Origin of the sequence: Paraburkholderia sp. GAS348 (assembly GCF_050434205.1) — a bacterium.
Classification (GTDB): domain Bacteria; phylum Pseudomonadota; class Gammaproteobacteria; order Burkholderiales; family Burkholderiaceae; genus Paraburkholderia.
Genome location: NZ_JBNPVT010000009.1, coordinates 220,962 through 242,585 on the forward strand (window position 1 = coordinate 220,962; position 21,624 = coordinate 242,585).

Consider the following 21,624-nt stretch of genomic DNA (forward strand, 5'->3'; position numbering starts at 1 on the left):
GTCGCGGCAACCGTGCAACCGCAAAGCACGACACGCCGGAAAGCGCGCCACCGGCATCGCGGCGCGCCATCGCGCAAGCTGCAAAGAACGTTCATGTTTAGCCTATTTGTAAGGGTCGCCCGAAGGGCGAGCCCGCTTTCACCGTCATGCGTTTTACAGCGACAGGATCGCCTGTTCGCAGGTGGAAGTAAAATAGATTGAATTGACAGATCGATCAGTTAATTTGATCGTATCGAACAGGATCTGAGCGATAACGTCACCTGCATCGCCACGACGCGGGTCGCTCTTTACAAGGCAGTTGGCGGCGGGTGGGAATCGACTTATCCCAAAGCGGTTTCTGCGAACGTGCAATAGCAGCACGTTCGCAGAAGAGGTCAACGTGGCGTTTCCTCAGGCGGCGCTGCCGCCAGGACGGTCATGCTCAAGGCGCGTAAGCCGCTGCCTTCGAGTAGTCTGAGGGGTTGTCGCGCTTCACCGAAGATGGCACCGGGAAGGAGGTCTCCCACCCGCCACCCAGTGCCTTGAAAAGGCCAACAAGCGCGAGTGAAACTTCTGTGTTGGTGACGACTTTCGCCTGCTGGGTATCTAACAGATCCCGCTGGACCGCGAGGACGTTCAGGAAGTCCGTGGCGCCCGCAACGTATTGCCGACGAACGTTCTCAAGAGCCACCTGATCCTGTACTACGGCGGTGTCGAGCTTCTCCTGCCTGGCCTGGCGTGTGCCGTAATCGCTCATCGCGTTGTCAACCTCGTGCCAGGCGTTGAGCACAGCACGCTGGTATTCGATCATTGCCTCGCGCTGTTGTGCCTTGCGCAGCTCGAGTTGTCCTTTCAGCCGGCCGCCCTCGAAAATCGGCACGGTCAGCGCCGGACCCACACCGAACATGCGCGAACTCCACTCGTCGAGACCATCGAAATGCATGGCCTGAAGGCTCAGGTTCGCCGAGAGCGTGATCCGTGGGTAGAAGTCTCCGACCGCCACGCCGATATCGGCTGTTGCCGCGTGCAAGCGCGCTTCCGCCTCCCTGATATCCGGACGACGCTCTGCCAGCTGTGAAGGGAGTCCGACGGGCACGCGAGGCGGCACAGGAGGAATGGGATGCATGGCATCAAGTTCGCTCTCCAACGTTCGCGGCGGTTCGCCAAGCAGGAAGCTCAGCACGTTGACCAGATGGACACGCTGGTTTTCCAGCACCGGCAGGCGTGCCTCAATTTCACTGACCTGCGCCGCAGCCTGTGCGGCTTCGAGGTGCGTTGCCACCCCGTCCGCGATGCGAATCTGCGTCAGCGCCAGGCTCTCGCGTGCGATTTCGAGGTTTTGGCGGATGATGGCCTGTTGTGCCTGCACCCCCCGCAGCTGGATGTAATCGGACGCCGTTTCGGCCAACGCCGACAGCAGAACGCCACGACGGAGGTCAGCACTTGCCTGTACCGACGCGTCAGCCGATTCGATCTCGCGGCGCACGCGTCCCCAAACATCAAGCTCCCATGAAGCGTCGATTCCCGGCTGCCAGACGTTATAGTCACTCCTGCCGTTCAACCCGGAGATGTCCACAAGCCCATTCTGGCTCGAACGCGCGTGCTGATACGACGCCGAGCCCTGCAGCGCGGGCAGTGCGTCGGCACCGGTCATGCCACGGGCCGCCCTCGCCTGCATGAGCCTTTGCGTGGCGACCTTGACGTCGAGGTTCGCGCCCGCTACGCGCTCGACGAGTGAGGAAAGCTGCGCGTCCGAGAACGCTGTCCACCAGCGCGCGTCGACATCGTCCGGTACAGTGCGGCTGCGATTGACCGGGAGCGCCTGGGTCGCGTGGTCGGTCCACTGTGCTGGCAGCACGGCCTTTGACTCATGATAATCCGGACCGACGGTGCACCCGGCAAGTGCCGTCAAAAGCGCCCCCGCGGCGATTCGGGCCCTGAGCGTGCTCATCGTGCGACGCCCTCCCCGCCTTCGTCCACACGCAAGCCTCCCACGTGAATGGTCGCCTCTACCGACATGCCCACGCGAAGTCTCCGCAATGCAGGCTGCCCGGGACGCAATACGATCTTCACCGGAATGCGCTGGACCACCTTGGTGAAGTTGCCAGTCGCGTTGTCGGGTGCGATCGCGGCAAAAGTTACGCCGGTGGCCGGCGCCAGGGTGTCCACCGTTCCGTGCAGCACAACGCCTGGAAGGGAATCCACGTGAATATCGGTCGCCTCTCCGCGACGCACCGAAGTTAGCTGTGTTTCCTGGAAATTGGCGATAACGAAGGCTTGCTGCAGCGGGACCACCGCAAGCAGTGGCGTTCCCGCTGTGACATAGGCCCCGAGACGCACCGAGCGTTGGCCGACCATGCCGTCGACCGGCGCCACGATACGTGTCCACTGCAGGTTCAGACGGGCGGTGTCCAGTCCCGCTAGTGCGTGTTCGAGGGCCGCTTGTGCTCGCTCCCGGTCGGACTGTAGAACCGCGATCTGCTGGCGAGCGGCCTTCACTGTGGCTTCGTTGCGCGAAACGTCCGCCTGCGCGGTATCGATGCGCGATTGTGCCTGCTGCGCGTTCTGGACGCTTCCCGCGCCGTGACTCGCCAGGTCCGTGTAGCGGTTGTAGTCAGCCCGGGCAAAGGTATAGTTCGCGCGGGCCGCGGTCAGCGCGGCATTCGCCTGTTCGATGACGGACTGCTGCTGGACCAGACTCGCCGACGCATTGTCGATGGCTGCTTTCGCCATTGCGACATTCGCCTCCGCGGAAGCGACCGCCGCCTTGTAGTCCCGGTCGTCGATCTGGGCGAGCAACTGGCCCTGGCGGACAACCTGATTGTCATCGACCGAGAGGACCGTGACCTGGCCGGCCACGCGCGGCGAAACCACGGTGAAATCGGCGGTCACATAGGCATCATCGGTCGTCTGCGATGACGACGAAAGGACAAATCTTGCGACCACTCCCGACACCACAATCAAGATCAGGACGGCGGCGGCAACGATATACAGCTTTCTTCTTTGAATGGATTCAGACATGGCTAAAACGAGACGTTATCGGGTCGGGTTGCTGGCGGCGGCACGGGGCGGATAAACACGCGGGGCGATCACCGGGATCAGCACAATCAGCGCTACGGCAACGAGCGCCATCAGCCGAAGGACATCGGCCGAAGCGAGGACCATCGCCTGCTCCCGTATCCGCTCGTCGAGAAGCGGCAGAAAAGCGTGGTGAGGTAATCCTGTCGCCCGGGCAAACCCGTCGTTTGCCATGGCCAGCGCCTGCGGCCGGTTACCTAGCTGGTCAACGAGCACGTTCGAATGAAAATGTTCACGCATGGCGAAAAATCCTTCGGTCACGCCTGTGCCCACAACCGAAGCGAGCCCCTTGATCGTGTTGAACCACGCGGAGGCGAACGGCCCATCGGCCGGCGCCATTCCGTTGGTGGCCAGCATGAGAAGCGGAATGACCGCCATCGGTTGCGCGAAGATCTGAATGATCTGCAATACGTAGAAGTTGTCACGCACCCAGTCCGACGTGAGGTAGCTGCCGACCCCGCACGTCAACACGATCAGACCGATGCCCGTGGCCAGAATCCAGCGGCAGTCAATCGCGCGAATGTTGCACAAGGCGGCGACCAAAGGCAGCGCCAGCAGTTGGGGCAACGCCACGCACAATGAAAGGGGTGTGTTCTGCAAGGGGCGATAACCCTTCACTTCGGCAAGATAGGCTGCGGGAACGCTCGCAACCGCGACGAATATGAGCAGGACACCGCCGAGTGTGATCAGAGCGTGGGTCAGGTTCATCCGCGCCAGCAACTGGATCTTCAAGAACGGCAACGGATGGAACCATTCGTTCACCAGAAACAGCACGAGCATGATCGCGGCACCAATGAGTAACATGCAGATCAGGGGCGAGTCCGTCCAGCCCAGTCGCGTGCCCTGCCCCAACGCGGCGACGAGCATTCCGAGCGCAGGAAATCCGAGTAACACCCCGCGCCAGTCAAACTGCCTGCAGCGCTCGAGACGCAGAGGGTCCTGCGGAAGCCCCCAGGCGACCATCAGAATGGAAAGCAAGCCGAGCGGCGCTATCTCCCAGAACAGGAATCGCCAGTCAACGTATTCAGTCCACAACGCGGCGAGCGGCGTGCCGAGATTCGGGGCGAACGTAGCGGTCAACGCGTAGGCGCCAAGCCCATACAGCTTGATCCCCGGGGGCAGGAAACGTAGCGCGACCGTCATCAGCATGGGCGGAAGGCAACCACCGGCGAAGCCCTGCAGCACGCGCAATACGTAAAGCGCGCTGGTGGAGAAGGCAAACGGAAAGACGAGCCCCAGCACGGCAAACACCGCCACCACACCGATCGTGAAGCGCCTGAGGGAGAATGTCGTCGCGCACCAGGGAGCAAACATCATTGCCGACACCTGGGTAACCTGATAAAGCGTGGATAGCCAGGAGGCGTCGTCATGGCTGATCCCCATGGCGCCGCGGATATCGCCCATCGCGATTTCGGTCACGTGGTCGTTGATCTGCGCGATCACAACTGCGAGGAGAATGCCGCCCATGCCGACGAGAATTCGCGCACTAAACGCCGGAGGCGAAGCGGCACTGGCGGGAGCTTTCGAAGGAGACTCGGTTTGCCGGAGCGCAAGCGCGACATTGTTCATGTCCGCCGCCACGTTACGACCCGCCACAGCATGGACGCCACAATGGCGTCGATCGGCATGAGCATAGACTTCACCGTTCCCCTTCTGCAGACCACATATCAATGCGGCAAGTCTAGGTACGGCGGATCAATACGAAAATTGAAATCTTTGCACTACTGCCGTGCGCCAAACGCACTCATTGCGCAGGCAACATAACGCCGGACGCGCCGTTCACGTGACCGGCGCACAGTTCGCGAATGATGCGTCGAAGCCACTGATGCGCACTATCGCTCTGAAATCGCGGATGCCACGCCTGGACAACGACCACCGTCTCGAGCGCCAGCGGCAGCTCGAACGACCGTGCTCGCAGACTCATCCGCCGTACCGCCCACGCAACGTGCTCGGGTACGGTCACGATCAAGTCCGAACTTCCGAGCATGAAAACGCCGGAATGGAACGTCGGAGCCACGAGGGACACTCGCCGTGATAAGCCCAACCGCTGCAAGGCCACATCGATCGGGCCGTTCGGGCGCCCACGCCGCGATACGCTGATCTGTTCGTATCGTGCAAAGCGTTCCGGCGTGATCTCGTGATCGAAGATGGGGTGCGCTTCCCTCGCCATCCCCACGAATTTCGTCGTGAATAGAGACTGGACGTGAACGTCCGTACCCATCGGACGCATAGCGCTGATGTACAGGTCGACCTTGCCGTCCTCCAGCACCGTGTCCTCCCTGTCCTGCTCTGGAGAAAAGCGCAGCAGCACGTGCGGCGCCTCGGCACAAAGCCGCTCCATCAGGGCCTGACCGAACGCGCTGATGAAGACATCGTTCGCGTGCAGATTGAAATCTCGTTTGAGAGTCGGCAGATCGACTTCATGCTCAGGCTCTAGCAGCCGGCGTGCACTCTGCACCGACTGATGGACCTGTTCTCGCAACGTCAGCGCGCGCGGTGTGGGGACCATCTTGCGCCCGACCTTGACGAAAATGGGGTCGCCGATTGTCTCGCGAATGCGCGCCAGGGTGCGACTCATGGCCGGCGCGCTCAGGTTCATGCGGCGCGCGGCGGCCACGACGGATCCCTCTTCGAGCAGCACGTCAAGGGCAAAGAGAAGATTGAGGTCAGGAAATTGCATGACAGAAGAATGTAGCTGCTGCGAGAAGCGGTTCAACGCGCAACCGGGCCCTGACGATGCCTCACGAAGCAAGAAGGCGACGCAACATCGCCTTGAAGAAGGCATGCTCATCCGGGCTGAAGTCGGCCAGCACTTCGTTGTAGACATCCGTGAATATCGCCGGCATCTGGTCAGCTACGGCTTGGCCTTGCGGCGTCAGGACGAGTCGAATCATGCGCCGGTCCAGCACACAACGTGCTCGTGTGAGGACGCCGTTTCTGACGAGACGTTCGATCAGGCGTGTAATCGCGGTTGGGTCGACATTACATTCGCGCGCAATTTCGCCGGCATGCGAAAGCCCATACCGATCGACCAGAAACAGCAAACGCCCTTGCACTGCCGTGACATTGAGCGCTTGCATCGCGCGCCGCGAGATCGAGTTTGCCAGCACGGCATTGGCTCGGGAAACGAGGCGAAGAAAATCGCTGGCGATTTCGGCATTGTCGAAATCGGTCTGCGATGTCGTATTGGGAGTTGCCATTGTCTTTCACTTATTCAACACGCCGTCCGTCTCAGGCGATACGAACCCCAAGAAGACGAGCGTAACGAAGCGCGGCCTGGTTTCGGCCCGTTTATCGAAATTCACTGAGTTGTCGAGCGAGAGGTTCGCTTGTTTGAAGATGGATGTAAAATAGATTGAATTGACAGATTGATCAGATAATCTGATCGTGAGAGTTAACATGGACCTTCGCCATCTACGCTATTTCGTTGCCGTCGCAGAAGAAGAGCATTTCGGACGCGCGGCAGAACGCCTCCACATCGTGCAGCCTGCGTTGAGCATGCAGATTCGTTCGCTGGAGGAGGAACTCGGCGGGCCGCTTTTCCAGCGCACCAGCAGGCGCGTGGTACTGACCGAGGCCGGCAGCATTTTGCTTGCGGATGCGCGGCGTCTGCTCGCGCAAGCCGACCGGGTGCGTTCGGACGTCCAGCGTTCGCTGAAGGGCGAAATCGGCAGTGTGCGAATCGGCTTTGTTGGATCCGCCGTCTACGGCGGCGAACTGATAGACGACTTGCGGCGCTTTCGTCAGCTTTACCCGGAAGTGGAAGTGCATCTGGACGAAGTCGCGCCGCAACAACTGGCCGAAGCATTGCTCAACGGCGAATTGGACGTCACCTATAGTCCGAGCGTCTTGCTGGCTAGTGATTCGCGATTTCGTGCAGAGCGCGTGGGGCGCTGGCCACTCGCCGTCGCGATGGCGGACGACCATCCGCTCGCTTCGAAACGGCGTGTCTCGGCGCGAGACCTGCAAGCCGAGCAAATCATCCTCCCCGTGACCGAGAAAGATGGGGAGGGATCCGTGGCGCTGGTGCGCGCGATCCTGGGTGACGATGTTCGCATCATCGAAAGCGCATCAAGCACGAACGCTCTGTTCGCAATGGTGGCTGCCGGACTGGGAGTCGCGATGATTCCCGCTGTGCTCTCCAGGATGGCGATGCCCGGATTGAGCATGCGGCCCCTCTCCGGCGTCTCCAATTTCGCAGAACTCGTCCGACTCAGTCGAGCCGACGAGACGAGCGGCGCAGTCCGTGCCTATATGGACTGTGCACGCAGCCTGAAAGGCGCCCCCGCGTTCAAGCCTCGCACGACTTCGGATCACTGACCGCTCGGCTGCATCCTTGCGTACACGCCGGAGTTTTTTGGCTTCGCGAAGACCCGGCGCAGCATAGGTTCGAACGCCTCCAGCGGCATGCACTCCAGATCGGGATTGAAGGCTGCACCGTCGTAGAGCGCGCAAAACTCGGCGGTCTGCTTGAAGTACGGACTGTCACGATGCTCGTCGCGCATGTTCTTGTCCAGGCCCAAATGATGGAAGAAGTAGTATCCCTGGAAAATTCCGTGGTATTTGACCATCCAATGGTTCGCCTCGGACACGAACGGCTGAAGAACGACCGCTGCAAAGTCAGGGTGATTGAAGGATCCCAGAAGGTCACCCAGGTCGTGCAGCAAAGCGCAGACAACGTATTCTTCATCACGCCCATCGCGATAGGCGAGCGTAGCGGTCTGCAGCGAGTGGGTAAGGCGGTCCACGGGAAAGCCGCCGAAGTCGCCCGCCATCAACCGCATGTGCGCCATGATCCGATCGGGCAATCGGGAGACGTGATCGTTGTAATGCGCCATCAGGGCGCGCCAGTCTTCGGCTGTGGAATGGCCGAGGTGCGTAAATGTGGGCTCGTGGTCAGTGATCATGATGCCTTCCGCGAAGATTCAGATTTGGGCTGCTGCTCAGCGGCGTTCACCGCCTCGATGAAGTAAGGCGTCAAGGACGCGACATCTCGCGAGGCGTAGCCTTGGCCTATTGCCTGCATGACCTGAGCCATGGCCGCCTGCATCGCGGGAATCGGCACGTCAAGGGCTGCAGCTTCGGCAGCAATCGCGTGCATGTCCTTGTAGAGGCCGGCCACGTCGAATGCTGCGGTCGAATTCCCGCCCAGGACGACCTCTTTTTTGGCCGGCAACATGGCAAGGGCGGCCGGGCTGTCGATCACTGCCTCGAGCATGAGTTCGCGCGGCAGGCCACTACGCTCGGCCAACGCCAGGCTCTCGCCAAGCAGTTGCCAGTAGCTACAAAGAATCAGGTTCAGCGACAACTTCATCGCCGCGCCCAACCCTACCGATCCCAGCCACCACTGTTTGCGGGAGAAGGCCTTGAGAACCGGTCCCAGTAACGGCTCGTCACTCGCCGGCGCACCAAGCATACTGACCAACTGGCCGGCCCGAGCGGGCCCGACGGTTCCAATAACAGGCGCGTCGGTATAAACGCCCCCATGTCGCGCGACGATGCCCGCTACCTGGCGGTGCGTGCTTGGCCGCACCGTGCTCATTTCGAGAAATCGACGGCCGTCTGCCACCAGTGCGAGGCGCGCATAGAGGTCGAGCACGCTTGCGTCATCATGAAGCATGGTGAACACGAGATCGCTGGTGCGTACGAGCGCTTCGGGGGTTTCCGCAAGCGTGGCGCCCGCCGAAATGACGGGCTCACACCGCGAGGCGGTACGGCTCCATACCGTGACGCTGAAACCGGCACCCAGAAGCCGCGGCACGATCGCCTGGCCCATACGCCCGAGGCCGATGAAGCCGACGTGTTGGATAGTGTTCATTTTCAATGCCCCTATCGCAGACTGACGACCCGCTGCTCCAACGGCTTCCACTCGGCATACTTGGCCTTGGCCCCCTCAATCCATGTCGCCGTCTCGCCGTAGATCAAATACTCCGGAGGAAGAATCATTCCGCGCAGAAAGGTGGTGTTCGCCCCGTCCCGCACCGTCGAAACAAGCGGATAGGCACCTTCCTCGTACCAGACATCCCCTCGTCTGGTGTTGACTGTGTTCTCCCCTTTTTCCGATTCGGTCCGAAGATCGCCTTCGATCAAGCAGCGAATTCCCGAACCGGGATGGGAGTGCAGTCCGGTTGTTCCTTCGAACCCGACGATGCAATCGAGTCGGAATAGCCACTTCGAGGTAGGCATCATCTCGAACATTTTTACGCGCCGTGCCATTCGCAGTCTGGACAACACACCCGTACCGCTCAACAGCCCGAGGCCGCCGTCGTCGTGAACCAGTCCCCATCGCCACAATTCCGCACCCACGTTGCCCGCTTCGACGGTCAGGATTTCCTCGGCATAGCAGGCCTTGCCCGCCGCTAGTTCCACGCCATTGACGAGAGCCGAGCCCGACGCGATATAAACCATCGAGTGTTGCGCGGGTACCTCCGGAATCGTCTTCGCGCCGGGAAGCAGTTGATCGGCCCATTTCATCAGTTTATACATTACGGCATCCTTACCAATAGTTGTGAACGTTCCCCCGGAACTGAGATTTCCAGATCGTGGGACTCGCCCGTATGCGCCGGCGGTCTTAAACCGGCTGCGTGTTTACAGTTCGAGCACGAGCCGTTCACCGCCGCACGAGCGCGAACAGCAGGTCATCATGCGGTTGTGCGCTTCGCGCTCGGCGCGCGTGAGCACCATGTCGCGATGGTCCACTTTGCCTGCCAGCACCCGTACCTCACACGACCCGCACAGGCCTTCCCGGCAGTCGCTCTGTACGTCGATGTTTGCCTGCTGCAGCGCCGCGAGCACCGTCTGGTCCGCGGCGACCGGAATCACAAGGCCGGAGTCTTTCAGTTCGATCTCGAACGCATGTTCCTTCGACGGGTCGAGGGTGGTCTTCGTCGATACGAAACGCTCTACGCGCAGCGCGTCTTCCGGCCAATGCGCGCAGCTCACCTCCACCGCTTCGAGCATCCCCGCCGGGCCGCATGCATAAATGTGCGTGTGCTCGTCCGGTTGCGCGAAGAGTGACGTGAAATCGTTGAGTGCGCCTTCTTCCAATACGTGCACATGGAGGCGTTCGCCGTGCAACGCGGCCAGCTCGTCGAGCATCGCCATTGATGCGCGACGCCGCCCGCTGTAATGAATCGCGTAGTCGATACCCCGATCCTTTGCTTCTCGCACCATCGCGCTGATCGGCGTGATGCCAATGCCACCCGCGATGAAGATCGCCCTGCGCGCATCGGCAGCGAAATGGAAGTGATTGCGCGGGCCGCGAATCTTCAGTACATCGCCTGCCTTGACGTTGGCATGGATCCAGGCCGATCCGCCGCGGCTCTCCGGCTCTCGCAGCACCGCGATCTCGAAGGCACTGCGATCCCGCGGATCGCCGCAAAGCGAATACTGGCGCGAGAGTCCGGTGTCGCCGCAGATGACATCGATATGCGAACCCGGCGCCCAGCGCGGCAATGGCTTGCCATCTGGGGAGACGAGCCGTACACGCACGATACGATCCGCGCACGCCGACAAGCTGTCGACGATCACCGCCCGGCTCACCGCATGCGACGATGGCTCACCGATCCGCACCGTTGCGCACGGCTTCAGCACGGATGGATCGTGGCGCTCCGGATTCCGCGCAGGATCCCATTCCACATAGAGATGCTCCGGCCCGCGAAACGACGTGTTCGGCACGTACGTGAAGCGCTGTTCGGCAAGCCGCATGTGTGGCAGCCGGCGTGTGAACTCGTCGAGAAAGACCTGCATCTCCATGCGCGCAAGGTTCTTGCCCATACACTGATGCGAGCCATAACCGAAGGTGAGCTGACCGCTGGCGTTCTCGCGGCGGATATCGAAGAGGTCGGCATCCGCGAACTGGTGCTCATCATGATTGGCCGACGAAGTCACGATGAGCAGCTTCGAGCCCGCCGGGATGTCGATGCCGCCGATGGTGACGTCTTTCGTCGCAAGCCGGCGCCACGCGGCGACCGATCCGTTGTGACGCAGACATTCCTCGACCGCGTTGGGAATGAGGCTCGGGTCCTCGCAGATGTCGCGCCATGCCTGCGGGTGCTGCAAGAGCAGTTTCATCGCATTGGCGGTCGCGTTGGCCGTCGTCTCATGCGCGGCGACGATGCCCGCCATCATCATCGAGTGCAGATAGGAATCCGTCACCACGTCGGGCAGTTCCTTCTGCTTGCGGATGCCGTACTGCATCCAGCCCGGGCCGGACGGGTCTTCGCGCATCTTGTCTAGCACCTTGCCCGCGAACTGCCAGAACTTGCCGACCGCATGCGCGACCTCGACCTGCTCCTCCGGCCTCGGGCGGCCCCACGTGTTCACCGTATGTGCGATCGAATATTCGCGCAACGTGTCCATGTCCTCTTCGGGCACGCCAAGAAAATGCAGCGCAACCGTGAGCGGGACTTCCCACAGCATCTGGTCGACAAGGTCGGCGCGGCCGTCGTTGATGAACCGATCTACGTACTCGCGCGCGAGCTCGCGCACCATCGGTTCATGGTGCTTAAGCGCCTCCGGTGTGAACGGATCCATCAACGCACGACGGCGCGGCATGTGCGCTGGCTCGTCTTCGTTCACAAGCGTGCGGTTCATCGCGTAGCCATACGACTCCAGCACCGCGTTCGCTTCGGGGCCGGTCGGCGTGATTTTCTCGAGCGCGATCGACGGGCTGAAGGTGATGTTGTCGCGAAAGATCGCCTTGATGTCGTCGTAGCGCGTGACGACCCAATAGCCGAGCTTTGGGCTGTAGAAAACCGGCTCCTGCTCACGGGCCCAGCGCACGTATTCGGGCGGGTCCTGCTGATAACCGTCCTCAAACGGATCGAACGCAGCGGCGCGTGCGCTCACCGGGCAACCGCTGGGGGAAAGCGCGGCGTCGGGCGCCGCGCCATGGAAAGGACACTTCGATACACCGAGATCAGGTGCGACTGCGGCCATGCTCTTCTCCAGATGTGATGTCATTTGCGTAACTATAATACGCAATGCGTAATCACGTGATCCGGGTAAACCTTGCCATACCGGCTGCCGCTCCCGATCGGCTAAGATGACGAAATGGAAAATAATTCTCAAAAGCAGGCGGGTGACCGCGCTGCGCGGGACCGCCGGCAACGCGTGCAGTCTGCGTCCATCGGGATGCTCGTACTAAAGGAGCTGGCCGCCCTTGGGGGACGTGCGACGCTGACCGCTCTCGCCGCCCATCTGCACGAGAATCCGGCGAAAGTCCATCGCTACCTGGCAAGCCTGATGGAAGAGTCTTTCGTTACTCAGGACGCGGCAACGCAGCAGTACTGCCTGGGACCCCAGTGCATTTCCATCGGTCTTGCAGCAATGCGCGTGGCGGACCCCATTCGCTTGTCCGAACCGTCGTTGGTGCGCTTACGCGAGAGCCTGGAAGTGACGTGCTTCATTGCCGTAATGGGCAATCACGGACCGACGATCATTCGCTTTGAGGAGCCGGGGTTACCTGTCACGGTGAATGTGCGCGCGGGCTCGGTCATGTCGTTACTCTGGTCCGCGACAGGGCGACTCTTTCTCGCCTTACTCGATGAGTCGCGAGTTCGAAAACTGGCGAAAGAAGAACTCGCGCGCGCCCCCGCCGACTTGCGCGCGCTACTCGATCCAACCGATCCGATAGGACAGCTGCAACGCGAGGTTCGCGCAATGGGCTGCGCCACGGTCAAAGATACGAATCTGAAGGGAATAAGCGCAGTCGCCGCGCCGCTTTTCGATGCCAACGGGCACCTTTGCGCGTCGCTTACTGCGCTGGGGGCAACGGGTGGGTTCGACTCCTCGATTGACGGTCCGATTGCGACAGCCTTGCGCAAGGAAGCCGAAGCGATCAGCGCCGCGCTCGGCTATGTGCCGGATCACGCCAAGGCATTTTCTGGTTGCGTCTGATACGTGTCCCTGTTGGACCCAGGCTGTCCCCGAAGATTAGATTCTTCCTTGGCTACAGCCAGGTACCCTGCCCTGCAGGCCGGCAGGGCACATCAGAGGCACCGTCGCAAAGCGACCCCTCTCCGGCCGTTCGAGCAAGCCCCGGTTCAACGGCCGCTTCCAGGAGAAGAGTAGAACCGCCACCCGATTTATTGGCGCTTCTGATCGCCAGTCACCGCCTGCTGCAGATCTTTTTCTCGGTCGCGCACGACCCAACGGCTCGGAATGCGGATGGGACCTCGCCGCATCCGGCTGCGGTCTCTATTGTTGTCGTTTTGAAAACTGTGAATTCACCGTGGCTGCGTTGATGTCCAGCGCATAGTACTTAGAATGGATTGTGTGGAAAAACCGTTCACGCGCATCAGAGTACTAACTGAATCACATGATTCAACGATGTGGAGCAGTAGATGAACATCCTTGACCTGGCTCGGAAATCGGGAATGACGGTGGTTCTTGACGCGAAGATTGGACGTCAGGAGTACCGCACAGTGCACGGCTCAGTCGCGGCGCTTGAGCGCTTCGCCGAGCTTCTCGCAGCGTCGATGCACGACGAGCTGGTGGAGCAGGATTGATGCGCGTTGACAGCAATCTCAATCAGGAATCGCAATGAACTACGACTCATCCAACTCAAGAAACATCGGCCGCGTTGAACGCACGAACGACAAGTATGACGAAAGTTCGTCCTCCGAAGAGGTTGCACAGGCGGTCGGCAAAAAACGTGAAGCGGCAAGGAACTGGGCGTGGGCCCACAGCAGTGGATCGTACGACTGGATGGACTCGCATAGTCTCATCAGCATCCGGGACTCGATTCATTGAACGAGTTACCAGGAGGCGACGATTTTTGCGCGGCTCGTTTAAGGACAACGCTTTTTTGGCAATGCGTCACCCAGTCGGCCTTCGGTGCCCGTTTAGGCACTGATATTGATGACGGAGCCGGTTGCGACACCCGGTCTCATACCGGCACCAGGCGTGCCTTGTAACGGCGATGGCGAAGAATTTGTCAATGCGTTTATCGCGCTGCGTGCGCCAGATGCGTGATGGTGATGGTGATGCTCGCTTTTTCCAAGACTGCTTTGTGACGTTGCGGTCTTGAGGTGTGCCGCAAAACTCGACTGGCTTGATTCACTTGCGGAGCTTTGGCCCGTCAGCGTCGACAGCCCGGAACGGATGACGCTGCTCACGCCGCTGAGTAGCGTGGATGCTGCACCGAGTGGAATCATATTGACATCCGTCAGAATGGGGTAACCGAAAGGGCTGCGGCCTCGGACGGCCCCGGCTTTGCCCGCGACTTCGACGAAATGGCGGTCACATTCGAGTCTGTTTCGTCTGTGGAAACACAGTGTAGCGCGGGACGTGGAAATCAATTGGGCGAAGCGACGGGTATTCGGCGGCCTGTTTGGCGGATTGCGGGGGCTTAGGTACCCGCGGGTCGTTTCGGGCCACCAGAGGAAATGATACCCGTCGATCCGATGAAGCCACGAAGACCACGTAAATCAACCGGACCTCAATTGCATCGCAGTCAGAGACCCATTGGCATGCCTGCTGCTCGTCACCTTCGTACCTAAAACAACTGGAGGTGACACATGGCCACAGCGACCGTTCTATACGGTCGTCGTTTGGCCAAACCCGGAAGTGCGCTGCCATTCAGCAACCGACACGCTGGGGCAAAACTCAACTGTCACCGAACTCCGCCTGGGCCGGTGACGCACGCAGCGAGATTGACCTACGACGCGAGCAGCGCCTGGACCTGTACCGGGGCTCCCGGCTTGCCTGAAACTTGCGGCGCAATCACGAGGTAGCGGTGCCTGTCGCCCGCGGTGCCCACGCCGGGCGTGACCAACTGGCGGATCTGGCCGAGCGCATTCACAATTGCGGAGCCGGCTGGATTGGTCATGAAGTTCGCCAGCGCTTCTATGTTGCCGGTGCCGTCAGAGTTGTCTGCGAGGCCCAGCACATACGCTTGCTTTGGCTGCAGGCCAGTGACGGCCGCCTGAAGGACCTGCACGAGACCCTGGTCGAACAATGCGACAGTCGTGGGTGCGCTAGCGACGTCCACCGACTTGCCCGAGCCCACGGGAACCAGGACCAGGTGCGTACTCTGCCCGGCGAGACCGAGCGGCTGCGTATTTTGCGTGCCGTCTCCTTCCGGGACCGCATTCGGTACATAGGTGACAGCCTGCGGCGCCTGGCCGATGGGCACGGTCGCGATTACCCTGTTCGTCAGCGTATCGATGGCGGTCATCGCATCGGCATTTTCGAGGCCGACGTAGATACGGCTGCCGTCACCGGACGGCCATAGCCCATGCGGCAGGTTGCCGACAGAAATCGTCGAAACCTGCGAGAAGTCATCGTTTCGGAACACCTTGACCTGGTTCAGCCCTCCGACGGTCACGTACGCGAACGTGCCGTTGGCGTTGTGCACGATGTTCACATGATTCGTAATTGGACCTGTGTCGAGCGTCTTGAGAATCCCGAATGGCGGCCGCGCGTCGAACACCTGGGTCTTGCCCACATCCTTGAGCGTAAACCATATCTGCTTGCCATCCGGGGTCGCAGCGATGTCCGGGCAGAATGGGCTTGCCTGCTTCACCGTGCCGACAATCTTGTGGTCAGCAACCGAGATGACCTCCGTTTCGGGGTTGAACGATGAACACACGTAGCCATACTTCCCGTCTGGCGAGAAAATCTGCATGCCCGGGCCGGCCGGCACGGTGATCCGGGTTTTTTCTTCATACGTTGTACCGTCAAGCACGGCCACATAGTTTTCGCCGCGCACAGTCACCCAAACCTCCTTGCCGTCAGGCGTAAAGAAAGCTTCGTGAGGCGAGCGGCCAACGTATGTGACGTGCTTGACCGCATTCGTCTGCGTATCGATGAAGGACACCGAGTTCGAGCCGATGGACACCACAGCAATGGTGCGGTGATCGGGCGAATACCCCATGCCGTGCACGAGCAACTGGCCTTTGTACAACGGGCTGAAGTTGCCTGGCGACGGGTCTCCCAGACGAATCACCCCGACCACCCTGTTGTCCGCCGGATCGATAACGGAGACGGTGTTCGAGAATTGCTCGGCGGCATAGACGCGGTCATGGTGGCTGACCGGAATATCCGGGTCGGACGACAAACCAGGGGCCTGTCCAGCCCATGCGAACTGGGCTGCGGTCAGTGCTGCCATGGTCAGCGCCGAAGTAAGAAGGGACGTGTGTTTCATTGCGGCTCCTTTTGCGTGTGGTTCAGCATGTTCATCTGCATGCCGTGGTGGGACATCGCGTGTGCGTCCCCCGCGGATGAGGAAGCAGGCTCTTGCTGGTCTGGTGCGGGTGTCGACGGCGGCAGGGGCTGACCAAGCGCGAGGTGCATCGCAACAATCTCCTGCTGCTGCTCGACGACGATTTCCTGCGCGATACGGCGTAATTGCTCGTTGCGTCCATAGCGCAATTCGGCCTGTGCCATCTCAATGGCGCCCTGGTGGTGAGGCACCATCATCGCGACGAAATCCCGGTCAACATCGCCCGTCGGCCTGATCGACATGTCGGCCATCATCTTCGTCATCGCGGCGTCATTCTCTTGAAGAAACGGCGCCTCGTCTGAGCTCGCGGCCTGCGGTCCGGCGGCGAACGACGGGAGTATTCCAACTCCAGACATGGCAAGTGCGACGGCTGCCCTCAGTACCACTGGGACAGACAAACGGATCGAGACTGGCATAAGGGTGTCCCTCCTTTTCGTGTTGGCACAAGCTTCAATGGAGTGAACCCATCGGGCGCCGACTTATTCCGAACGTCAAGAACTAATTTTGTTGTCCAGCATATTTTTCGTCCGACGACGCATGCCGCTAGAAACGACATTTCACCTACCCCTCCAGCGAAGCCCCCTCCCGACGCAAAAAACAATGTGCGCGCCCCACGGCGCTCTAACCGCAAGGCCGCCCGAGCGAAGCCAGCGCGTTAATCGAGCAGATTCTAGCGCTGGGTGAGGTCGGTTTTTTTGCAAAGAAATCGCACGACCGTGTTGGCTTCTCGCACGTCGCTGGTCGGACGACACCAGGAATCGCATCGTCCTCCGCAATTCATCGTTTACCCCATCCGTCGCTTAAGTCCTGTTCCGGAGTGATATAGTCACCTGGTGACTTGGTATTTATAGAAAACACCTTCGGACCATTTGCACCTTCAAATTACGCAGGAGATATCCGATGTTCATGCGAAACCGTCTGTTGGAAATGCTGGAGCGCAATGAGATCCCGCTCGGCATGCAGTGTTTTACGGGCGATCCGGCGCTTATCGAAGTGATGGGCCTGAGCGGATTCGACTTCGTCATGATCGACGGCGAGCACTCGGGCAATGACGTGCGCGCGCTGGAAAACAGCGTGCGCATTGCCGAGCGCGCGGGCCTCGCGCCCTTCGTGCGCGTGCCGGACCGTTCCGACGAAACCGGCATTCGTCGTGCCCTCGAGGCAGGCGCCGTGGGCATCTTTTTGCCGATGGTTCGCTCGGCGGAAGACGTCAAGGAGGCCGCGAAGTTCGCCTTTTTCCCTCCGATCGGCGAACGCGGCATTTGCCCGGCAACTCGCGCGGCCCGTTACGCGTTCAGGAACTTCGACGAGTACACCGCCTGGAACAACGCGGAGGTCGCGCTTATTCCAATGATCGAGCATCCGGAGGCGGTGGCGAACATCGACGAAATCTGCGCGCTCGACGCAGTGAAGATCATCGTCTTCGGCGCGGGCGATCTTGCCTACGCGATGAACGAAGGCACGTTGATGATGAAAAGCCCGCGCGTCCAGGAGGCCTACCGGACAGTGCTGCGGTCGGCGCAAAAGCATGGTGTCGCGGTGATCGGCGGACCGGTTCTCGATCCTTCGCCCGCCGCCTGCCGCAAGTCGCTCGACGACGGGGTGCGAATTTTCTGCCTCGGCCTCGACACGCTTGGGTTCCGGCGCTTCTGCGAGCAGACCGTCGCCTCGCTCAATGCCGGCATTGAAGGGTCGGCTTTCAAACGGCCGCCTGCGCCGGTCAGCGCCTTTCCCGACTGATACCAGCACCGCCGGTTGGATCCCGGCACAGACCCGATCAAGGAGAACCTGAATGACCAAATGGAACTGGAAGCGTTATGTCGTAGGTCCGAATGCGGACGGCAAATCAGCCGTGCTGCTGGACGAAGCCACCAATGTCCAGCACAACCCGGGGATTTTCTATCGCGCAACGCTGTGGAGCGCGCGCGAGGTCCCGGTGGACAACAGCATTGAATGGGACCGCGCAAACGAGGTGACAACACGTGAGCCTTTCCCTGGCGGCCTGCTGTTTCGCGCGCTCGAGATTCCGCCCGACACCGCGGATAAGGCACATCACGTCGAACAACTCAGGAAGCTGAACCTCGAGGTGCAGCAGAAACATCAGCCGAGCGCGGAAGACCTGGCTCGCCACCCGAGCATGCACCGCACCGACACCCTCGACTGCCTCACCTGCATCAAGGGTGAGATCTACCTGGTGACGGACGTCGACGAAGTACTGATGCAGCCAGGCGACACCGTCGTGATCCGCGGCACCAATCACGCGTGGAGCAATCGTTCGAACGAACCGTGTCTGTTGTGCGGTTGCATGATCGACGCCACGCAGCGCGAGCAGATCCGCTAACACAGCCATTCAGGGGCACGAGGCTCGCGTCAGCCGCGATGCCGGCGCCGGGTCGGGCCTGCGATACCGACATCGCGCCCGCCGCACGGCAAGTCGGCGCGAGACAAGAAGCCGCTCGATAAGAAGCAGGCCGATAAGGAGGAGACATTCATGCAATCACGTCAATATGCCTGGTGCGTTGCGCTCGCAGGGGCCGCCATGATGGGCGGCAAGTCAGCGCACGCCTACGAAGCCGGCTACCCTGGCTGGTCGATGCCACCCGGAGTGGTTCTGGGCATGACCGCCGCCACGCCCGCGCCCGGCTTCTACAGCTTCAACGAGGTCTATACAGCCCAGGCACACCGTTACGGTCCTGGCGATCCCAGCGGTGCGACGCCGATCCGCGTGGCGTCAGCGGTTACGGGCGTCCTCTGGACGCCTGACTGGACCTTTTTCGGCGCCCGCTACGAAGCCCTGATTGTGCAGCCGTTCACAATGGCCGACGCCGGTGCTCCATTGAACGTGCAAAGCGGTGGCGTGCGCAACACTTTCATCGCGCCTGTGCAATTGAGCTGGGCACTGGGCAATACCGGGCTCTTCGTGAAGACCGGTATTGGCGTCACCGTTCCGGACGGCACCATCTCCGGGCCCAACGGGCTCGGTGATCCGGGCGCGCCCTGGTGGATCGTACAGCCCCTGCTCGCATTCTCATATCTGAAAGACGGGTGGAATCTGACGGCCAATTTCTCGCTTGAGATGAACACGCCGAATACGAAAACCGAATACCGCACCGGCGATATTCTTCACGCGGATTTCGTCGCCACGAAAGCCTTCGGGAAATGGCGGGTCGGTCCGGTCACGTCGTATGTCGGCCAGGTGACCAACGATACGTCGAGCGCGTTCTATCACAACGCGATCAATGTGAGCAGCTACAACCTTTTCGCGGTGGGCGGCCTGGTCGGCTACGACTTCGGGCCGGTCGTGCTGAATCTCTGGGCGACCAAAGACGTGAGCGCCAGCGCGTCGGGCGGCAATCCTGGGCCGAATCGCGCCACGATTCCGAAGGGATACAAAGTATTCGCCAATCTGAACTTCCGCTTCTGATGTCCACGACCGAACGTCGTCCGTTTATGGAGTAATACATGCAACCGACAGGCAAACTGGATCTCGAATCCATCATCGACGAAGGGCGGGTGACGGGTCTGCAGATCATCATTTTTCTACTGTGCGGACTGGTGGCGATGGTGGACGGATTCGACACCCAGGCGATCGCATTTGTAGCGCCTGAAATCATGGCCGCCTGGGGCGCGGCGCCATCAGCGTTCGGTCCCGTGTTTGGCGCGGGACTGCTCGGTGGATTGCTCGGGGCGCTGGCATTCGGCGCGGCCGGTGATCGCTTCGGACGTAAGGTCACCTTGTCATGCGCCGTGCTCGTCTTTTCCGTCGCCTCCCTGCTCACTCCGTTCGCTCATTCCACCGCGGCGCTTTCGATATTGCGGTTCATCACAGGCATAGGCCTCGGCGGCGCGCTGCCGAGTTTCATTTCACTGACCTCGGAATATGCACCCAAGCGGCTCAGAAGCACACTGGTAGGCGCAATGTTCTGCGGTTTTCCACTCGGTGCCGTGCTGGGCGGCGGCGGTTCGGCCCTGCTGATTCCGGCGTTCGGGTGGAAGAGCGTGTTCATCGCGGGCGGCATGCTGCCGCTGATCATTCTCCCTGTGTTCATCTTGCTGGTGCCGGAATCGGTGCGCTACCTCGCGCTGCAAAACGACCATGCCGCCATCGCGCGGATTCTGCGGCGGCTGGATGCCGAGTCGCGGTGGAACGGCGGATCGGACTATCGCGCGGCAATGCCTCATTCACCCGTGTCCAGCCTCTTCACGCAAGGAAACGCTACCGCGACGTTCCTGCTATGGATCGCGTTCTTCCTGAGCCTGCTGTTGACGTACTTCCTGATCAACTGGATCCCGGTTGTCGCGCGCACGAATGGGCTGGACATCGGTAAGGCCGTGCTGGCCGTCGCGATGCTCAATCTCGGCGCGGTCGCCGGATGCATCATGCTCGGTCGTCTCGCCGACCGCTTCGGGCCGACGCGCGTCATCGGTTGCGCCTATCTTGCCGGGGCCATGGCCATCTCGGCAATCGGCCTCGTCGGATGGTCGCCTGGGCTTTTGTATCTGACGAGCTTTGTCGCCGGTGCTTTCAGCATCGGCGCGCAGATGTGTACGGTGGCCCTGTGCGCGGTGTTCTATGAAACCGGCCTGCGCGCTACTGGCATCGGCTGGGCAATGGGTATCGGCCGCACCGGGGCGATTGCCGGACCCGTCATGGGCGGCGTGTTACTCGGCGCCGGTGTCGCGCCGGCGATTCTCTTTGCGATCGCCGGTGCAACCTCGGTGGGCGCCGCACTGGCCGTACTGGTGCTGGGACAACTGATACAACGGCGCAAGAGGAACCTGCAGCCGCACGACGGCGTTCATGAGGACACGCTCTCACACTCCGTCACGCGAGGACCGCTCAAACGCGCATCCGGTCGCGAGGCATTCCCCCACTGATCCACATGTTTCAACAAGGAGAAGATTCATGGAAACCCTGTCGCTGAATCACGCCACCACGATTGTCGATGCTGCGCTCGCCACGGCGCGCGAATCCGCTTGCGCGCCGCTGTCCGTTGCCGTGCTCGATGCTGGAGGTCATCTGGTCGCTTTCAAACGGGAAGACAACAGCGGCATCCTCCGACCGCAAATCGCCCAGGCCAAAGCGTGGGGCGCGCTCGGCATGGGGATCGGCAGCCGCGCTCTCGCGCAGCGCGCCGAAGCGGCTCCAGTGTTCTTCGCCGCGCTAACGGACATCTCCGCGGGGCGGATCGTTCCGGTTGCCGGGGGTGTGCTGATTCGCGATTCTGACGGGCATGTGATCGGCGCGGTGGGAGTCAGCGGCGATCACCCGGAGAAAGATGAAGTCTGCGCAGTGGCGGGTATCGCCCGTGCGGGGTTGAAGGCGGATGTCGGATAAA

Annotated in this window: 21 protein-coding genes; 9 read left to right on the forward strand and 12 right to left on the reverse strand. The window is 61.0% G+C overall.

Translation table 11 applies throughout. From position 1 onward, the window contains the following. Positions 1 to 421: 421 nt before the first annotated feature. The 5 genes from P3T22_RS18005 to P3T22_RS18025 form a co-directional block, all read right to left on the reverse strand. Positions 422 to 1,930 (reverse strand): efflux transporter outer membrane subunit, encoded by a 1,509-nt coding sequence (locus P3T22_RS18005; RefSeq protein ID WP_429325674.1) that lies wholly within the window; start codon positions 1,928 to 1,930, stop codon positions 422 to 424. Then, on the reverse strand, positions 1,927 to 3,000 hold the full coding sequence (locus P3T22_RS18010) for an efflux RND transporter periplasmic adaptor subunit (RefSeq protein ID WP_429325675.1): 1,074 nt from the start codon (positions 2,998 to 3,000) through the stop codon (positions 1,927 to 1,929). Before P3T22_RS18010 ends, P3T22_RS18005 begins: the two co-directional genes overlap by 4 nt. A gap of 15 nt (positions 3,001 to 3,015) precedes the next feature. Further along, positions 3,016 to 4,524, reverse strand: a complete 1,509-nt coding sequence (locus P3T22_RS18015; RefSeq protein WP_429325676.1) for an MFS transporter — start codon at positions 4,522 to 4,524, stop codon at positions 3,016 to 3,018. Between the two features lie 277 nt (positions 4,525 to 4,801). Further along, positions 4,802 to 5,737 carry a LysR family transcriptional regulator gene (locus P3T22_RS18020; protein WP_429325711.1) on the reverse strand — a complete coding sequence of 312 codons (936 nt, stop codon included), beginning with the start codon at positions 5,735 to 5,737 and terminating at the stop codon, positions 4,802 to 4,804. Between the two features lie 61 nt (positions 5,738 to 5,798). Further along, the gene (locus P3T22_RS18025) at positions 5,799 to 6,257 is read right to left on the reverse strand and encodes a MarR family winged helix-turn-helix transcriptional regulator (protein WP_429325677.1); all 459 of its coding nucleotides are present in this window, start codon (positions 6,255 to 6,257) and stop codon (positions 5,799 to 5,801) included. Between the two features lie 199 nt (positions 6,258 to 6,456). On the opposite strand from P3T22_RS18025, the gene P3T22_RS18030 reads away from it, so the two are divergent. Beyond that, positions 6,457 to 7,377, forward strand: a complete 921-nt coding sequence (locus P3T22_RS18030; RefSeq protein ID WP_429325678.1) for a LysR substrate-binding domain-containing protein — start codon at positions 6,457 to 6,459, stop codon at positions 7,375 to 7,377. Here P3T22_RS18030 and P3T22_RS18035 read toward each other — a convergent pair. The 4 genes from P3T22_RS18035 to P3T22_RS18050 all read right to left on the reverse strand — a co-directional run bounded on the left by P3T22_RS18035 (position 7,371) and on the right by P3T22_RS18050 (position 12,021). Continuing rightward, the gene (locus P3T22_RS18035; RefSeq protein WP_429325679.1) at positions 7,371 to 7,964 is read right to left on the reverse strand and encodes an HD domain-containing protein; all 594 of its coding nucleotides are present in this window, start codon (positions 7,962 to 7,964) and stop codon (positions 7,371 to 7,373) included. The genes P3T22_RS18030 and P3T22_RS18035 overlap by 7 nt on opposite strands. Continuing rightward, on the reverse strand, positions 7,961 to 8,875 hold the full coding sequence (locus P3T22_RS18040; RefSeq protein WP_429325712.1) for an NAD(P)-dependent oxidoreductase: 915 nt from the start codon (positions 8,873 to 8,875) through the stop codon (positions 7,961 to 7,963). Before P3T22_RS18040 ends, P3T22_RS18035 begins: the two co-directional genes overlap by 4 nt. A gap of 11 nt (positions 8,876 to 8,886) precedes the next feature. Further along, positions 8,887 to 9,531: a hypothetical protein gene (locus P3T22_RS18045; RefSeq protein WP_429325680.1), complete on the reverse strand. Its 645-nt coding sequence runs from the start codon at positions 9,529 to 9,531 to the stop codon at positions 8,887 to 8,889. Positions 9,532 to 9,645: 114 nt separating this feature from the next. After that, entirely contained in the window at positions 9,646 to 12,021 is a 2,376-nt protein-coding gene (locus tag P3T22_RS18050; RefSeq protein ID WP_429325681.1) for a cytochrome P450/oxidoreductase, read from the reverse strand. A gap of 90 nt (positions 12,022 to 12,111) precedes the next feature. Between P3T22_RS18050 and P3T22_RS18055 the strand changes: the two genes are divergently transcribed. From P3T22_RS18055 to P3T22_RS18065, 3 genes are all read left to right on the forward strand, one after another. Further along, positions 12,112 to 12,957 (forward strand): IclR family transcriptional regulator, encoded by an 846-nt coding sequence (locus P3T22_RS18055; RefSeq protein ID WP_429325682.1) that lies wholly within the window; start codon positions 12,112 to 12,114, stop codon positions 12,955 to 12,957. Positions 12,958 to 13,403: 446 nt separating this feature from the next. Beyond that, a complete protein-coding gene (locus P3T22_RS18060) occupies positions 13,404 to 13,568 on the forward strand; it encodes a hypothetical protein (RefSeq protein WP_429325683.1) in 165 nt (54 codons plus the stop codon). A gap of 34 nt (positions 13,569 to 13,602) precedes the next feature. Beyond that, positions 13,603 to 13,812: a hypothetical protein gene (locus tag P3T22_RS18065; protein WP_429325684.1), complete on the forward strand. Its 210-nt coding sequence runs from the start codon at positions 13,603 to 13,605 to the stop codon at positions 13,810 to 13,812. A gap of 92 nt (positions 13,813 to 13,904) precedes the next feature. Here the strand turns inward: P3T22_RS18065 and P3T22_RS18070 are convergent, their stop codons facing one another. The 3 genes from P3T22_RS18070 to P3T22_RS18080 all read right to left on the reverse strand — a co-directional run bounded on the left by P3T22_RS18070 (position 13,905) and on the right by P3T22_RS18080 (position 16,701). Then, positions 13,905 to 14,216 carry a hypothetical protein gene (locus P3T22_RS18070; protein WP_429325685.1) on the reverse strand — a complete coding sequence of 104 codons (312 nt, stop codon included), beginning with the start codon at positions 14,214 to 14,216 and terminating at the stop codon, positions 13,905 to 13,907. 503 nt (positions 14,217 to 14,719) lie between these two features. Continuing rightward, positions 14,720 to 16,207, reverse strand: a complete 1,488-nt coding sequence (locus tag P3T22_RS18075) for a YncE family protein (RefSeq protein ID WP_429325686.1) — start codon at positions 16,205 to 16,207, stop codon at positions 14,720 to 14,722. After that, on the reverse strand, positions 16,204 to 16,701 hold the full coding sequence (locus P3T22_RS18080) for a DUF305 domain-containing protein (protein WP_429325687.1): 498 nt from the start codon (positions 16,699 to 16,701) through the stop codon (positions 16,204 to 16,206). The genes P3T22_RS18075 and P3T22_RS18080 overlap by 4 nt, the downstream gene beginning before the upstream one ends. Before the next feature lie 541 nt (positions 16,702 to 17,242). On the opposite strand from P3T22_RS18080, the gene P3T22_RS18085 reads away from it, so the two are divergent. From P3T22_RS18085 to P3T22_RS18105, 5 genes are all read left to right on the forward strand, one after another. Then, positions 17,243 to 18,025 carry an HpcH/HpaI aldolase family protein gene (locus tag P3T22_RS18085; RefSeq protein ID WP_429325713.1) on the forward strand — a complete coding sequence of 261 codons (783 nt, stop codon included), beginning with the start codon at positions 17,243 to 17,245 and terminating at the stop codon, positions 18,023 to 18,025. Positions 18,026 to 18,077: 52 nt separating this feature from the next. Further along, the gene (locus P3T22_RS18090; RefSeq protein WP_429325688.1) at positions 18,078 to 18,626 is read left to right on the forward strand and encodes a cupin domain-containing protein; all 549 of its coding nucleotides are present in this window, start codon (positions 18,078 to 18,080) and stop codon (positions 18,624 to 18,626) included. A gap of 150 nt (positions 18,627 to 18,776) precedes the next feature. Continuing rightward, on the forward strand, positions 18,777 to 19,709 hold the full coding sequence (locus P3T22_RS18095; RefSeq protein WP_429325689.1) for a SphA family protein: 933 nt from the start codon (positions 18,777 to 18,779) through the stop codon (positions 19,707 to 19,709). 38 nt (positions 19,710 to 19,747) lie between these two features. Next, the gene (locus tag P3T22_RS18100) at positions 19,748 to 21,163 is read left to right on the forward strand and encodes an MFS transporter (RefSeq protein WP_429325690.1); all 1,416 of its coding nucleotides are present in this window, start codon (positions 19,748 to 19,750) and stop codon (positions 21,161 to 21,163) included. A gap of 28 nt (positions 21,164 to 21,191) precedes the next feature. After that, complete coding sequence (locus P3T22_RS18105; RefSeq protein WP_429325691.1) at positions 21,192 to 21,623, forward strand: GlcG/HbpS family heme-binding protein; 432 nt, start codon at positions 21,192 to 21,194, stop codon at positions 21,621 to 21,623. Position 21,624: the final 1 nt, after the last annotated feature.

Coding starts and splice junctions, on each gene's coding strand:
- P3T22_RS18030 (WP_429325678.1), top strand. CDS start 6,457: ATGGACCTTCGCCATCTACGCTATTTCGTTGCCGTCGCAGAAGAAGAG.
- P3T22_RS18025 (WP_429325677.1), bottom strand. CDS start 6,257: ATGGCAACTCCCAATACGACATCGCAGACCGATTTCGACAATGCCGAA.
- P3T22_RS18020 (WP_429325711.1), bottom strand. CDS start 5,737: ATGCAATTTCCTGACCTCAATCTTCTCTTTGCCCTTGACGTGCTGCTC.
- P3T22_RS18005 (WP_429325674.1), bottom strand. CDS start 1,930: ATGAGCACGCTCAGGGCCCGAATCGCCGCGGGGGCGCTTTTGACGGCA.
- P3T22_RS18100 (WP_429325690.1), top strand. CDS start 19,748: ATGCAACCGACAGGCAAACTGGATCTCGAATCCATCATCGACGAAGGG.
- P3T22_RS18035 (WP_429325679.1), bottom strand. CDS start 7,964: ATGATCACTGACCACGAGCCCACATTTACGCACCTCGGCCATTCCACA.
- P3T22_RS18070 (WP_429325685.1), bottom strand. CDS start 14,216: ATGATTCCACTCGGTGCAGCATCCACGCTACTCAGCGGCGTGAGCAGC.
- P3T22_RS18045 (WP_429325680.1), bottom strand. CDS start 9,531: ATGAAATGGGCCGATCAACTGCTTCCCGGCGCGAAGACGATTCCGGAG.
- P3T22_RS18040 (WP_429325712.1), bottom strand. CDS start 8,875: ATGAACACTATCCAACACGTCGGCTTCATCGGCCTCGGGCGTATGGGC.
- P3T22_RS18065 (WP_429325684.1), top strand. CDS start 13,603: ATGAACTACGACTCATCCAACTCAAGAAACATCGGCCGCGTTGAACGC.
- P3T22_RS18050 (WP_429325681.1), bottom strand. CDS start 12,021: ATGACATCACATCTGGAGAAGAGCATGGCCGCAGTCGCACCTGATCTC.
- P3T22_RS18015 (WP_429325676.1), bottom strand. CDS start 4,524: ATGGGCGGCATTCTCCTCGCAGTTGTGATCGCGCAGATCAACGACCAC.
- P3T22_RS18060 (WP_429325683.1), top strand. CDS start 13,404: ATGAACATCCTTGACCTGGCTCGGAAATCGGGAATGACGGTGGTTCTT.
- P3T22_RS18080 (WP_429325687.1), bottom strand. CDS start 16,701: ATGCCAGTCTCGATCCGTTTGTCTGTCCCAGTGGTACTGAGGGCAGCC.
- P3T22_RS18085 (WP_429325713.1), top strand. CDS start 17,243: ATGCAGTGTTTTACGGGCGATCCGGCGCTTATCGAAGTGATGGGCCTG.
- P3T22_RS18010 (WP_429325675.1), bottom strand. CDS start 3,000: ATGTCTGAATCCATTCAAAGAAGAAAGCTGTATATCGTTGCCGCCGCC.
- P3T22_RS18090 (WP_429325688.1), top strand. CDS start 18,078: ATGACCAAATGGAACTGGAAGCGTTATGTCGTAGGTCCGAATGCGGAC.
- P3T22_RS18055 (WP_429325682.1), top strand. CDS start 12,112: ATGGAAAATAATTCTCAAAAGCAGGCGGGTGACCGCGCTGCGCGGGAC.
- P3T22_RS18075 (WP_429325686.1), bottom strand. CDS start 16,207: ATGAAACACACGTCCCTTCTTACTTCGGCGCTGACCATGGCAGCACTG.
- P3T22_RS18095 (WP_429325689.1), top strand. CDS start 18,777: ATGCAATCACGTCAATATGCCTGGTGCGTTGCGCTCGCAGGGGCCGCC.
- P3T22_RS18105 (WP_429325691.1), top strand. CDS start 21,192: ATGGAAACCCTGTCGCTGAATCACGCCACCACGATTGTCGATGCTGCG.